The sequence below is a fragment of the Gemmata sp. SH-PL17 genome (assembly GCF_001610855.1).
GTDB classification, from domain to species: Bacteria; Planctomycetota; Planctomycetia; order Gemmatales; family Gemmataceae; genus Gemmata; species Gemmata massiliana.
In genome coordinates, this window is the sequence record NZ_CP011271.1 from 7,531,592 (window position 1) to 7,544,998 (window position 13,407).

Here is a 13,407-nt window from a genome sequence, read left to right on the forward strand (position 1 = left end):
CGTTCCTTACTTAACACGCGGGACGCGCGTCCCGTTTCTTTCTAGCTCTACCGCCCGGTGAATCATTCCAGGGCTTCGGCCGGTCCGCCGGGGGTGAACGCTTCGTCGGCGGGGCCGGAATAAACGACCCGCCCCTTATCGAGCAGGTGGACCACGTCGGCGATCCGCTTCACGGCCGGGATGTCGTGCGTGACGATGACCATAGCGACCTGCAACTGCTCGTCGTCCGCGAGGTCGTCGATCACGCGCATGACTTCGGCGGCCATTTTCGGGTCCAGCGCACTCGTCGGCTCATCGAAGAGGATCGCCGTGGGGTTAACCGCAAGCGCCCGCGCGATCGCAACACGCTGCTGTTGGCCTCCGGAAAGTTGCGCCGGGCGCGCATCAAACTTCTGTCCCAGCCCGACGCGGTCCAGCCACTTCTTCGCGGTCGTTTCGGCTTCGGAAGTTGGTTTCCCGAGGGCGTGAATCGGCCCGGCCATCACGTTCTTCAGCACGCTCATGTGCGGGAACAGGTTGAACTGCTGAAACACCATCCCGACCGTGCGGCGTAGTTCGACCAGCGTTGAGCGGTGAGGCGACGCACCGCCCACGAGTTTCAGTGAATCGCCAACGGCGACCTCGCCCTCCTGAAACTCCTCCAAGCCGTTGATGCACCGGAGGAGCGTACTCTTCCCGCCGCCGGACGGCCCGACGAGCGCTGCGACCTGCCCCCGGCGCACTTCGACGGACGCTCCGTCCAGAATCCGGGCGTCGCCGTGGTACTTCACGATGTTGGAAACGCGAATCATCGGTGAGCACCTCCGACGCTACCCAGGCGCTTTTCAAGAACGCGCGCGACGATCGCCAATGGGTAGCTCATCAAGAGGTACAGCCCGGCGGTGATGAACGCGAGTTGAATGATATAGTCGCGGTTGAAGTTGTAGAGTTCGTTGTACTTCCGCGTCAGTTCGGTGATGAGGATCACGGAGCACACCGAAGTGTCCTTGAACAGCGCGATGAAGTCGTTCGTCACGGGCGGGATCACGATCCGTACCGCTTGCGGAACGATCACCACGCGGAGCGCCGTCAGCGGGTTCATCCCGAGCGCGAGCGCCGCCTCCATCTGCCCCCGCGGGATCGCGAGAAGCCCGGCGCGGTAGTTCTCCGCTTCGTAGGCCGAGTAGTTGATCGCCAGCCCGAGAATGCCGGCCTGAATCGGCGTGAGATTGAAGCTCACGCCGAAGACCTGCTGAACCAGGGGTGGGAGCAGGTAAAACACGAAATACAACTGCAGCAGCAGCGGTGTGCCACGCAGAAATTCGACGTACAGACCGAAAGGAAATCGAATCAGTGCAGGCCCGTAAACGCGACTGAGCGCGACCAGCATCCCGATAAGCATCGCAATCGGGAACGACGCGGCCGCGAGGAAAACGGTCATGCCCGCAGCGCGGAGCAATTCCAGCGTCAATTTGCCCCAATCAACTTTCCCCTTCTCACCTCCGCTCTCCTCTTCGTTCTCGTCTTCAGCCGGAAACGGTGGCGGCCACGGTTGCTCGGTCCAGTAGAGCAACCGTTCCTGGTCCGCGTTCCACAAGCCGTACTTCTCGTAAATCGTCTTCAGCGTACCGTCCTTGATGCCTTTCTTGATCGCCGCGTTGAGTTGTTCGCGCAGTTCTTTGTCCGCGGGGCGCGTGAGAATGACGTAGAACCCCGCTTTGCGAGGTTCGTCCGCGAGCTTTAGTTCTTTGCCGTTCTTGATGTAATAGAGTGCGGCCGGCGTGTCCTGAACGGTCGCATCGAGGCGTTTCTGCTCGACCAACCCAATAACCGTTGCTACGTCCGGATTGATTGCCAAATCGATCTTGTCTCCAAATCTCTTACCCTTCATGTACTTGTGAGCCGCGGACCCACCGAGTACGCCGATGGAAGTCTTTCGCTTATTTCCGTCCCCACCTTGTTCGCGGTTCAAATCACTCCAACCCGAAATGCTCTCCGCGCTATCCTTGTGAATGATGAGGCCGAGCTTGTAGACGTAATACGGCACCGTGGACGGGTACTTCTTCTCCATATCCTCGGTGAGTTCGTAACCGTTCAGAACGATATCGATACTATCGTCGTCTGCGGGTTTGCCGAGGAGTTCGGGTAGCTTGTCCCAGTCACCGGTGACCATCTTGCTGGTGCGGCCGATTTCTTTCGCGAGGTACTCCGCGAGTTCCACCTCGAACCCGACGAACGTATCACCGTCCTTATAAACGTAAGGGGCGCCGCCGGTCGGGTCGGTGCCCCAGCGCAGCTCCTTCTTGTCTTTCTTCTCCTGACCGGGCACCGGCGGCGCGAGGACCAGCGCCGCGACAGCGACGAGCAACCAGCGTGGGTTCACCTTGGCGGACCTCCTGTGGGTGAAAGCTCGATTCAGAGTGGTATAGCAGCGCCCCCCGAAGGGGCACCACTAAACTTGTGGTATGCCGAAGGACGCACTCCCGATCGACGACGCGCTACCCGAATTACTCGCCGCGCTCCGCGCGAACGGGGCCGCGGTGCTGCGTGCCCCCACCGGCGCTGGCAAAACCACCCGCGTGCCGCCCGCGGTCGTGGAAAGTGGGCTCGCGGGGACCGGCCTCGTGCTGATGCTCGAACCGCGCCGCGTCGCCGCTCGTGCCGCGGCGCGGCGCATGGCGATCGAGCACGGGTCACCGATCGGCGATGTGTTCGGCTACCAGGTGCGGTTCGATCGCAAAGCCAGCGCGCGCACGCGGGTACTCGTTGTCACCCCGGGCGTGCTGCTCCGTCGGCTCATCGACGACCCGTTCTTGGACGGAACCGCGTGCGTAGTATTCGATGAATTTCACGAACGCGGTCTGGAAGCCGATCTCGCGCTCGGAATGGTGCGCCTCGTTCGAGAGAACGTGCGCCCGGAATTAAAAGTCATCGTGATGTCCGCAACCGTGGACCCGCTCGCGGTGTCCACGTACTTCGGCGGGTGCCCGGTTGTGGATAGCGCGGGGCGCACGTTCCCGGTCGACGTGAAATACCGCCCGCGCCGTACCGATACGCCCGTGCCGCTCGCGGTCGCCGACGCGGTCCGGGACGTGCTCACCGAGCGCGACGGGGATGTGCTCGCGTTCCTGCCAGGGCTGCGCGAGATCGGCCAAACCGCCGAGCATCTCGAAACGTTCGCACGAGAACAAGGCATTGCCGTACTGCCGCTTCACGGCGACCTCCCCCCCGAACAACAGGACTGCGCGCTTCAGCAACTCGATCAGCGGAAGATTGTTCTAGCAACGAACGTCGCAGAAACGTCCGTGACGGTAGCCGGCGTGACCGCGGTGGTCGATTCGGGCCTCGCGCGGCAAATGGAGTTCGCACCGGACGTCGGCATGGACCGGCTCCGGCTCGTTCCCATTTCGCGCGCGTCGGCCGATCAGCGCGCGGGCCGTGCGGGGCGTACCGCTCCCGGTGTGTGCGTCCGACTGTGGGACGAGCCGAGCCACCGCGGGCGCCCGGAACAGACCGTGCCCGAAATCAAGCGCGTCGACCTGTGCGGTGCGGCACTTCAACTGGCCGCGCTCGGCGAACGCGACGTGCGCAAGTTCCCGTGGCTCGATGCGCCGACCGAAGAGGCCGTGCAGCAAGCGCTTCGCTTACTCGAACAACTCGAACTGCTGAACGCCGACGGCCTGACGCCGCTCGGCGAAGCCGCGGCCGCGCTCCCGGTTCACCCGCGACTCGGGCGGCTCCTTCTCGAAGGTCAGCGCCTGGGCTGCGCGCCTCGCGCCGCACTCGCCGCCGCGCTCCTCTCGGAACGCGACCCGTTCCTGCGCGAGTTTGACAGCGGACCGCCCGTCCGAAGAGCCCCGCCCACCGTGTCGGACGTGCTGGACCGCGTAGAGGCACTCGAAGCGTTCGAGCGCGGGGGCCGACTCGATGGCCCGCTCGGGCGCCTGCATCGCGGTGGGGCGCACGGCGTGCTGGAAGTGCGAAATCAGTTGGCACGGCTGATACGACCTAACCCCCAACCCCCCTTCCCTAAGAAGGAAGGGGGCTTTGAAGCCCCTCCCTTTTTAGGGGAGGGGTTGGGGAGAGGTTCTGATAGCTCCCTTCTTCGTTGCATCTTCACCGCGTACCCGGATCGTCTCGCGCGCCGGCGCGAACCCGGGAGCACAAAAGCGCTCACCGTGGGCGGACGCGGTGTGAGGCTCGCGCAAACGAGTGGCGTGAGCGAGCCGGAACTGTTCGTGTGCGTCGACGTGGATGCTGGGGGAGCGGATTCGTTCGTGCGGCTCGCGTCCGGCGTGGAACGCGAATGGCTGTCCTCGGAGCGTGTAACAACACGGATCGAAGTAATATTTGATGACAAGACCGAGCGCCTGGCGGCGCGAAAGGTGACGCGCTTCAACGACCTCGTTCTGGACGAAACGAACGCGCACATCGCCGACGAATCCGAAGCCGCAAGCGTGCTCGCCGCTGCCGCCGCAGAACGCCTAGAAAAAGTGCTGCCACCGCCCGACTCCGCAGCGGGAGCGTTTCGTACTCGCGTGCGGTGCCTGCGCGCGTGGGTACCCGAGTTGGAACTCCCCGCGTTCGAGGCAGCGGATCTTCATGAGGCACTCGAAGCGCTGTGTCGCAACCGACGGTCACTCGCCGATGTGCGCAACGGGCCGTGGCTCGATTTCCTTAAAGGGCAATTGACGTACCAGCAACTTCAGATGGTAGAGAGTGAGGCTCCGGAACGAATCGAAGTGCCGAGCGGCAGCCACATTCAGATCGAGTACGCGGAGGGGCGCCCACCTGTACTCGCGGCGCGAATCCAGGAAATGTTCGGGTTGACGGAAACGCCTCGCGTCGCCCGCGGGCGCGTGAAAGTGCTGCTCCACTTACTCGCGCCGAACTACCGCCCGCAGCAGGTCACGGACGACCTCGCGAGCTTCTGGAAGAACGGCTACCCGATCGTGCGGAAGGAGCTGCGTGCGCGCTACCCGAAGCACAGTTGGCCCGACGACCCGCTCACCGCAGAAGCCATTCGCGGGGTGCGGAAGAGGACTTAGCCGCGGATTAGGACAGAAGACAGATTGGCCACAAAAAGGCACAAAGAGCACAAAAAAGAGAGCCGAAGCAGAGAGCAGAGATCAGAGCGTGGGTTCAGCCCCGCGAGGGGCGGCCGCGTGTAGCCAGGGGTGAAGCGAGCGACGCGAGCGCAACCCCTGGCGCGCTCCCGCGAACCCCGATGTTCTGCGGCCACCCTCATCGCGACAAGGCGCGCCAGGGGTTGCGCTCCGCTTCACCCCTGGCTACTCGCTCACGCCCCCTTACGGGGCTTCAAACCTCATACATTTTCCGTCTTAATCCGTGCCCTCTGTGGTCATCCGTAGCGGTTTTTCCTGCCCTCACAATTACGGCTTCCACCACGCATCGAGACGTTTCGTTAGTTCCCTCACCTTGTCGGGGTGTTTCGCGGCCACGTTGTCTTTCTCGGTCGGGTCTTTGGCCACGTCGTACAGTTCGGGTTGGCCGTCCTTCACGTTCGGTTCGTGCGGCAAGATCAGCTTCCAGTTTCCGTCGAGCACCCAGCGGTACTGCAGGTTCGCGGCCGGCTTCGTGATGTCGACCGCGTTGTGCTCGAAGGTTTCGCCGAACAGTTCGCCGCGGCTCGCGACCCAGTGGGCGTCGAGCAGGTCGATCCCGGTCATGCCTTTACTCGGCTTGGCCCCCACCGCGCGCAGGATGGTCGGGGCCAGGTCGATCGAACTCGCGAGCCGGTCCGACTCGCCCGACTTCACGTGCCCCGGCCACTTCACGAGAATCGGGGTGCGCAGACCGCCGTCGTAGGGCGAGCGCTTCGATTTCGGGGCGAAGTTCGCCGAAGTTTCGTCCTGAATCCAGCCGTTGTCGTGCAAGTAGATGACGATCGTGTTCTCGGACTGTCCGCTCTTTTCGAGCTTCGCGAGCACATCACCGATCGTTTCGTCGAACCACTCGCACATGGCCCAATACTTCGCGACGAACTCGGACTTCGTTTTGTCCTTGTACTTGTTGAAGAGACGGTCGGGCGGGTTGTGGGGCAGGTGCGGCATCATCGGCGCGTACCACACGAAGAACGGCTTCTTGTCCTTCTGGGCTTTGTCGAGGAAGTCGAAGACGGGTTGCAGCCCCTCGCGCCCGATCTTCAGCCCCTCGTCGCCGTGGCGCGCGCCTTTCGCGGGGTCGCCGTGCGTCATGCCCTCGGTGAACCCACCGCACCGGCACGCATTGCCCTCCCACCACTTCCCGGCCTGGAAGCTCACGTACCCTTCCTTCTCCAGCAACTTCGGTAGCGTGGCTGCCTTCTCAAACAGGGCGATCATCTCCTGTCGCTGTTTCAAGAACCCCACATCTTTCTGCGCCTGGGCGTTGGTCAGCCCCTTCGGAATGGGCGGATCGTTGGAGGTCATCAGGTGCTGGTGCGGGTAAAGCCCGGTAACCATCGTCGCCAGACTCGCGCGACACAGGCTGGTGGGCACGTAGCCGCGTTTGAAGACGAGCGACTCGCGCGCGAGCTTGTCGAGGTGCGGTGTCTTGATGTGCTCGTGGCCCATGAACCCGTAATCGCCCGCCCCCTGGTCGTCTCCCACGATGAGCACGACGTTCGGCGGGACCGCTTGAGCGGGGAGCGCGAATACGAGTGCGAGTACGAACGATGCGAAGAGGCGCAGCATAATGATGCACATTGAAAAGAAGTGCTCGGAAAGGAGGGTACGTATTGCGCGCACCGCTCCTGGTGAACCCGATACACAAGTATCGGGGTTGAAGCGATCGATTGCTACTTCACTTCGACGACCCACACGTTGCGGTACACGACCGGGTCGCCGTGGTTCTGGAACTGGAACGGTCCGGGGTTCGCGTCTTCCTTCTGACCGCCGGGGCACTCCTTCGGGAACTCGATGTTGTCGTGGATCTTCACGCCGTTGTGGTAGACCGTCGCGCGGCCGTTCTTGGTCTTCTTGCCGTTCGCGTCGAACTGCGCGGGGGTGAACTCGATGTCATACGTCTGCCACGCCAGCGGCGGCAGGCACATGTTCACGCTCGGCTTGTGCTGCGTGTAGATGCCGCCGCACTCGTTGTTCTCGCCGGACAGCCCGAAGCTGTCGAGCACCTGGCACTCGTAACGGTTCTGGAAGTACACCCCGCTGTTCCCGCGCCCCTGCCCGGTGCTGTTCGGCATCCACGGGAGCCGGAACTCGATGTGCGCCTTGAACGCGCCGAATTTCTGCTTGCTCGTCACGCCCACGTCGAGGTACTTGCCGTCCGAAAGGGTGACGATCTTTCCGCCGGTCCACTTCTTCTCGTCGCCCTCGGCACCGAACAGCACGACGGCGTCCGCGGGCACCTTGGCGCCGATCGTCTTGGACTTGCGCTCGACCTTCTTCGCCAAAAATTCCGCTTCGTCGTGCTTCATCATGAAGACTCCATCCCCGATGCTTCCTTGTACAGGTTCCTTTTTCCCGTCGCGGATGATGACCTTACCGTCTTGCCGAACAGCAGAGAATGGAGCCACGTTTTTACCCACCCACCCGGCCCCGGGCAACCCACCGCGAAGCATCTTGAGTGTGAACTCGCCGGCTCCGTTCGCGATGACTTGCACTCCGAATTTCTCCTCTTTCTCGCCCTCTTTGTACCTGCCCTCGTACTCGCCCTGGATCGCGAAATCGGGGTCTTTGGCGGCCTCGGTCGGCTCTGCAATCGCGATGCGCGCCAGCTTCTTGGGAGCGCCCTTCTTGTCTTGCGCGATCGAATCTGGAGACCCCGTTGTAGCGAGCAGACCGGCAACGAACACGCCGGCGAGCAGCGGACGAAACATAACGCACCTGGGAGGGAAGTTGTGGGGCGGGAACCGCGCGGACGCGGCACGCCAATTGTCGCGGTGGAGGCGCCCGCGTCAATGGGTGCATGGGCGACTTTCTGGATCATTCTCACGCGCGTAAAATGCGGGCATGGAACAGCCCCACGACGAAGTGACCGCGTATCACGAGGCCGGGCACGCGGTGATCGCGCTGGCCCTCGGGCGCACCATCCACAAAGTGAGCGTGCTGCCGAACCGCGAGCGCATGGGCGAGTGCCGCTTCGGTCGGGGTAGCGCGAAGCCGACCGACGACTGGGTGGAGCGCGAGATCCTGATCGCGCTCGGCGGCATGGCGGCCGAGGCCCGGCACACCGGCACTTACGCGACGGAGGAAGCCGGACAGGATCTGCGATTCGTGCGCCGGCTCGCACTGGAGCGCAAGTCCGACCGCCAGGTCGAGCGCTACGAGCAGCGGATGCTGGACAAGGTCGAGTACATGCTCGCGGACGAGGGGAACTGGAAAGCGGTGCAACTGATCGCCGCGGAACTGCTGAAGCATGGCGCCATCAGCGGAAGAGCCGCGCGGCACCTGTTCGAGTTAGCGACGAAGGAGTGAGGAAATACGCCACGGATGAACACAGATAACGCGGATCGAGACAGAAGACGGAAAACGTGAAATGTGTGAGGTTTGAAGCCCCGTGAGGGGCGTGAGCGAGTAGCCAGGGGTGAAGCGGAGCGCAACCCCCGGCGCGCCAATACCCACTACCTTGTCGCGATGAGGGTGGCCGCAGAACATCGGGGTTCGCGGGAGCGCGCCAGGGGTTGCGCTCGCGTCGCTCGCTTCACCCCTGGCTACACGCGACCGCCCTCGCGGGGCTGAACCCACGCTTCTGATCTCTGCCCTCTGCTTCGGCTCTCTTTTTGTGGCCAATCTGCCTTCTGTCTTAATCCGTGTTCTCTGTGTTCATCCGTGGCGCATTTCCTCTTCACGCCTCTCACCCACCAAAGCGCTTCACCTTGTAGCCGAGTTTCTCCAGTTCCTGCGCGAGTTTGTCGCGGTGGTCGCCCTGGATCTCGATTCGGCCGTCCTTCGCGGTGCCACCGGTGCCGCACTTGTTCTTGAGCTGCGTCGCGAGTTCCTTCAGCGCGTCCTCACCGAGCGGCAACTCGGACACCACCGTGACGCCCTTCCCCTTTCGCCCGGCAGTTTCGCGGCTCAGTTTTACCGTGTGAACCTTCTTCGGCGGCGCCGGCGGTGGCGGGGAAGCGGGCTTGGGCGGTAGTACCTCGTCGCTGCCACCGAGCAGCCGCGCGATCAGACCCGCAGCCGCGGCGCCCGTGTCACCGGCCGCCCACTTCTCGACGCGACCGGTCCAGCCGTCCGGCGCGGCCCCGTCGAGCGGAACAATCACTTCCACGCCCGCGAACGCGGCCGGCGCGACAGTTACCCCGCGCCAGGGCATCCCCAGGCGCCCGGCGGCGGAATCAAACGCCGACCGCGCGCCCTCGGCTTTCGCGAGGTCGGCAGAAACGAACAGAGCGGTACGAAATACTTTCGCCATGCGATCTCAACTGAAAATGTCACTCGTGCAGTCACCGCCCGGGTAGCGGACCTCGTGCGCGCGGCTCGGGCCGTCCGGTTCTTTGCCGAAGTCCACACAGAACTTGTCGTTCAGCGCCAGACCGCCCTTCTCGGTGTCGCAGTCGATCTGCACCATCCACGAGCCTTGCTTCCCCAGATCCGGGTAGAAGACGTTGTCCCACGTGCTGTAGAGCGAGTTCGTCGCGTACAGGCGCTTGCCGTCGAGCGACAACTGGAGCATCTGCGGGCCACCGGCCAGCTCTTTCCCCTTCAGCTTTTCAGGTTTGCCGAGCGCGCCACCGAGCTTTACGGTGCCCGTGAGTTTCGGTTTGCCGGGGTCGGTGATGTCGTACTGCTTCACCTCGCCGTGCAACCACGCGGCCAGATACAGGAAGCGATCGTCCATCGAGATCACGAAGTCGCTGATGAGCCCCGGCACCGCGCCGCCGGGGAACTTGTCGTTCTTGACCGGCGCGAGTTCGATGACCTTGTCAGCGGACCACTCCTGGTCGGTCTTGCCGTCGGTCGCGAACCGCCACATCGTGCTACTCAGTGCCGCGCCGACGAACCCGATCGGTCGAGACGGGTCGTGGAGGAACCGCACTTCCAGCGGGATCGCCGCCGCTCCCAAATCGAAGGACTGCTTGATCTTCCGCTCTTTCCAGTCCCACACGTGGATCTTCTGGCCGTACTTGCCGGCCTTCACGTCGTCGAAGTTCGGCCCGGGAGCGAACGTCTTCGGTGCGGCCCACTCGCTCGACACCATCGCGTTGTGTCGCGGTTGGTACCAGAAATCGTAGTTGAAATTCATTCCCGTCAGGTCTTTTTCCCACCGCCCTTTGATCTCGTACTTATCGTCGAGCAACAGGAACCCGCCCGGTGCCTCGCCCTTCGCGTTGCCGAGCATCGAGAGCATGATTTCGCCGGTCGGCAAGCAGTGAGCCGTGTGCGGCGCGGACAGATCGGCCTTCTTCGCGATCTCCTCCGGCTCGATCACCTTGTGGACCTTCAGCGCGAGCGGGTCTTTCGCGTCGATGATGTGAATCCGGCCCGACTTCAGACCGGGCACGATGAGGTACCGGCGGTCGCCCGGCTTGCCGTGACACGAGGAGCAAATGTTCCAGCCGAAGTGGTGCAGCTCGTCACCGACCTTCGGCATTTTCAGCCGGTGAACGACCTGCCCATACGTCTTCGAGTCGGGCTTCGCGTCCACCACCGCGAGGTAATCGGGTTTGTCGATCCCGGTGTTCGCATAGGTGCAGGTGACGAAAAGCAGCTCCTCGCGCGGCCCCTTCATCGCCTCTTTCGGCGAAGCGAACCCGGGCGTCTCGAAGTCCGGAGGAGGCAACGGCCCGGACGCAGCGATGGCACTCGCAGCAGAAGCGGCCAGAAACTCGCGGCGGTCCATGCGTGGTTACCTCGGGAGAGTCGCGTGGAGTATCAAACTGCATCTCACTCACTGCGCGGGAGCTACCCCGGGATTCGTGTGAGCGGTCGGCTCGTCCGGAGGCAATTGCCCCGACCAGCGCGACGGCATCGTGAGCCACAAGTACGCTTCGATGCCGACAGCGGCCGCGAAAATCACGACGCTCCCCCACTGCGAGAGCGTCAGCCCGCCGCCGATGGTCGGCTCGATCCGGAGCGATTCGTTGATGAACCGGTGAATCGCGTAGCCGACCATGAGGAGCACCATCACCTGTCCGTCGTGCCGACGGTACGGATAGTACGCGACCAACAACAGGATGAGGAGCACCATGCTCACGGTTTCGTAGAGCTGCGTCGGGTACAGCCCGATGGTCGCGGGCGCGAACCGCAGCTCCGGCTGCTCCGCCCCCCGCTCGACCGTGAGTTTCAGTTCCGATTTCCCCCGCGGCCATTCGCCCACTAGCACGTCGAAGTAATCGCGCGTGATGGCCCCCTCCGCGCCGCCGAAGACCGCGAGCCGTGCGTCGCGATACTTCTCGAACGAATCGAACAGCACGCGGACCCGCCCGCCGGGACCGGTTTCGACCTCCGCCCCCTTCGCTTTGAACGCATCCGCGGTCGCCTGCGCTTTTTCGTCCGCCCCGCTGAGTTCGATGACGATGTAGTTCGGCCGGTCGTTCACCCGGGTGATGCGGTCGCCGGGTTTCACGCCGGCACGATCGGCGGCCGAACCGGTTTCCACGCTCGCCACAACCGCACGCGGATCTTCAAAGGGGTTTCCGACCTGCCGGGGTTCGATCGTGAACCCGGTGGCCGTCTGGAGGTGCTGTTCGCGCACGAGCAACTGGCGCGCGTGCGCCGGGAGCATCGGGAAGTGCGCGGCGCCGAGCGGCACCGGGCGGCACTCTTCGCACGCGACCTGTCCCCAGCAGCAACCGTTGAGGTAACACCCGATCCGGCCGATCGCCAGACCGAGCGCGAGCAGCGGCGCCACCGCGTCCGCGAGGCGCCAACCCGACACGTCGAGCCGGCGCAGGACGAAGTAGTAGAAGAGGCCGTAACCGATCACCCCGCCGAGCGCGGACCCGTAGAAGATGATCCCGCCTTCCCAGATCTTGAAGAACGCCCCGATCAGCCCGACGATGCTCTGGTCCGGGAAGTGGTGAGAGTATTGGATCATGTACAGCGTGCGGGCGCCGACCAGCCCGGACACGAACAGCCAGATGACCATGTCCTGGAACCGCTCGGGCGGCATGTTCGCGGTCCGCTTGGCGCGCCGCGACCCCCACACCGTCACCGCGACGAAGCACACGAACAGCATCGCCCCGAACCCGTACATCGGGATGCCGTCGGGCGGGAACGAGTTTTTGAAGAACGGGATCGTGAACAGAACTTGTTGCATGGAATCCTCTTGGCGAACCCGGCACACGAGTGCCGGGGTGGAGTTCTAGCACCCCCGACCTGGCGGCCGGGGTTCACCAGAATCACGGTACCGGTAATCGGTCCAGTACCTGTTTGACGAGCGATTCGGGGCGCAGGTCTTCGGCCTCGGCCTCGAAGGAGATCACGAGGCGGTGGCGCAGCACGTCGGGCGCGGCGGTTTTTACGTCTTCGGGCGTCACGTACCCGCGGCCCACGAGGAAGGCGTGGGCCTTGGCCGCACGCAGCAGCGCGATCGCGGCCCGGGTGCTCGCGCCCAACTGAATCAGCCCGGTCATATCGAGTCCGTAATCCGCCGGCTTGCGCGTGGCGCGGATCACGTCGATCATGTACTCCTTCACCTTCGCGTCGACGTATACCGAATCCGCCGCCCGTCGCAACTCTTCTAATTCGTTCGCTTCGAGGGCCGGGGGGATTTCCACACTCGTGGCCAAACCGCCCATTCGGTCCAGAACCGCCAATTCGTCCGCCCGGCTCGGGTAATCGATCACCACCTTGAGCATGAACCGGTCCACCTGCGCTTCGGGAAGCGGGTAGGTGCCTTCTTGCTCGATGGGGTTCTGCGTGGCGAGCACGAAGAACGGCCGCGGGAGCCGGAGCGTACTCTCGCCGATGGTGACTTGGCGTTCGGCCATCGCTTCCAGTAGCGCGCTCTGCACTTTAGCCGGGGCGCGGTTGATCTCGTCGGCCAGCACGACGTTCGCGAACACCGGCCCCTGCTTCACGGTGAAGTCACCGGTCCGCGGGTTGTAAATCTGCGTGCCGATCACGTCGGCCGGGAGCAGGTCGGGCGTGAACTGGACGCGGGCGAACTTGAGGTGCAGCGCGCTCGCGACCGTGCGCACCGCGAGTGTTTTCGCCAGCCCGGGCACGCCCTCGAGCAACACGTGCCCGTCCGTCAGTAGCCCGATGAGTAGCCCATCGATCAACTTGCGCTGACCGATGAGCACGCTCTCGACCGCCCGGTAGAACGGGTCCAGCTTCGGCCGCAGTTTCTCGATTGTCGCCGGATCGGTCATATTCGCTCCAAGCGCCCGTCCGCAAGAGTAGCGGTTGTATGCATCATACCAACCGCCTTGAGTAAGTGGGCGTTGCCGACGGGTCGCGGGGTCTACCTCATGATACAGACGAGTGCGCTGTGGGAAGCTACCCTGCCGGTTGA

At 63.7% G+C, this 13,407-nt stretch carries 10 protein-coding genes; 2 read left to right on the forward strand and 8 right to left on the reverse strand.

Features of this window, described 5'->3' with window-relative positions:
- Positions 1 to 62: 62 nt before the first annotated feature.
- A complete protein-coding gene (locus VT84_RS31215) occupies positions 63 to 791 on the reverse strand; it encodes an amino acid ABC transporter ATP-binding protein (RefSeq protein ID WP_082842276.1) in 729 nt (242 codons plus the stop codon).
- The gene (locus tag VT84_RS31220) at positions 788 to 2,362 is read right to left on the reverse strand and encodes an ABC transporter permease subunit (protein WP_082842277.1); all 1,575 of its coding nucleotides are present in this window, start codon (positions 2,360 to 2,362) and stop codon (positions 788 to 790) included. Before VT84_RS31220 ends, VT84_RS31215 begins: the two co-directional genes overlap by 4 nt.
- 82 nt (positions 2,363 to 2,444) lie before the next feature.
- Here VT84_RS31220 and VT84_RS31225 point away from each other — a divergent pair, with 82 nt between their 5' ends.
- A complete protein-coding gene (locus VT84_RS31225; RefSeq protein WP_082842278.1) occupies positions 2,445 to 5,027 on the forward strand; it encodes an ATP-dependent RNA helicase in 2,583 nt (860 codons plus the stop codon).
- A 345-nt stretch (positions 5,028 to 5,372) separates the two neighbouring features.
- On the opposite strand, the gene VT84_RS31230 is transcribed toward VT84_RS31225, so the two are convergent.
- Together VT84_RS31230 and VT84_RS31235 are read right to left on the reverse strand one after the other, a co-directional pair.
- Positions 5,373 to 6,686 carry a sulfatase gene (locus VT84_RS31230; RefSeq protein WP_239465511.1) on the reverse strand — a complete coding sequence of 438 codons (1,314 nt, stop codon included), beginning with the start codon at positions 6,684 to 6,686 and terminating at the stop codon, positions 5,373 to 5,375.
- A gap of 92 nt (positions 6,687 to 6,778) precedes the next feature.
- Positions 6,779 to 7,816: a DUF1080 domain-containing protein gene (locus VT84_RS31235; RefSeq protein ID WP_082842279.1), complete on the reverse strand. Its 1,038-nt coding sequence runs from the start codon at positions 7,814 to 7,816 to the stop codon at positions 6,779 to 6,781.
- 133 nt (positions 7,817 to 7,949) lie between these two features.
- Between VT84_RS31235 and VT84_RS31240 the strand changes: the two genes are divergently transcribed.
- A complete protein-coding gene (locus tag VT84_RS31240; RefSeq protein ID WP_052557156.1) occupies positions 7,950 to 8,414 on the forward strand; it encodes a hypothetical protein in 465 nt (154 codons plus the stop codon).
- A gap of 379 nt (positions 8,415 to 8,793) precedes the next feature.
- On the opposite strand, the gene VT84_RS31245 is transcribed toward VT84_RS31240, so the two are convergent.
- From VT84_RS31245 to VT84_RS31260, 4 genes are all read right to left on the reverse strand, one after another.
- Positions 8,794 to 9,360 carry a translation initiation factor gene (locus VT84_RS31245; RefSeq protein WP_239465513.1) on the reverse strand — a complete coding sequence of 189 codons (567 nt, stop codon included), beginning with the start codon at positions 9,358 to 9,360 and terminating at the stop codon, positions 8,794 to 8,796.
- A 6-nt stretch (positions 9,361 to 9,366) separates the two neighbouring features.
- A complete protein-coding gene (locus VT84_RS31250; protein WP_082842280.1) occupies positions 9,367 to 10,788 on the reverse strand; it encodes a selenium-binding family protein in 1,422 nt (473 codons plus the stop codon).
- Positions 10,789 to 10,836: 48 nt separating this feature from the next.
- Positions 10,837 to 12,207: a prolipoprotein diacylglyceryl transferase family protein gene (locus VT84_RS31255; protein ID WP_052557160.1), complete on the reverse strand. Its 1,371-nt coding sequence runs from the start codon at positions 12,205 to 12,207 to the stop codon at positions 10,837 to 10,839.
- 82 nt (positions 12,208 to 12,289) lie between these two features.
- Positions 12,290 to 13,264, reverse strand: a complete 975-nt coding sequence (locus tag VT84_RS31260; protein WP_082842281.1) for an AAA family ATPase — start codon at positions 13,262 to 13,264, stop codon at positions 12,290 to 12,292.
- Between the last annotated feature and the right edge of the window lie 143 nt (positions 13,265 to 13,407).

Coding starts and splice junctions, on each gene's coding strand:
- VT84_RS31215 (WP_082842276.1), bottom strand. CDS start 791: ATGATTCGCGTTTCCAACATCGTGAAGTACCACGGCGACGCCCGGATT.
- VT84_RS31225 (WP_082842278.1), top strand. CDS start 2,445: ATGCCGAAGGACGCACTCCCGATCGACGACGCGCTACCCGAATTACTC.
- VT84_RS31230 (WP_239465511.1), bottom strand. CDS start 6,686: ATGTGCATCATTATGCTGCGCCTCTTCGCATCGTTCGTACTCGCACTC.
- VT84_RS31235 (WP_082842279.1), bottom strand. CDS start 7,816: ATGTTTCGTCCGCTGCTCGCCGGCGTGTTCGTTGCCGGTCTGCTCGCT.
- VT84_RS31240 (WP_052557156.1), top strand. CDS start 7,950: ATGGAACAGCCCCACGACGAAGTGACCGCGTATCACGAGGCCGGGCAC.
- VT84_RS31245 (WP_239465513.1), bottom strand. CDS start 9,360: ATGGCGAAAGTATTTCGTACCGCTCTGTTCGTTTCTGCCGACCTCGCG.
- VT84_RS31250 (WP_082842280.1), bottom strand. CDS start 10,788: ATGGACCGCCGCGAGTTTCTGGCCGCTTCTGCTGCGAGTGCCATCGCT.
- VT84_RS31255 (WP_052557160.1), bottom strand. CDS start 12,207: ATGCAACAAGTTCTGTTCACGATCCCGTTCTTCAAAAACTCGTTCCCG.
- VT84_RS31260 (WP_082842281.1), bottom strand. CDS start 13,264: ATGACCGATCCGGCGACAATCGAGAAACTGCGGCCGAAGCTGGACCCG.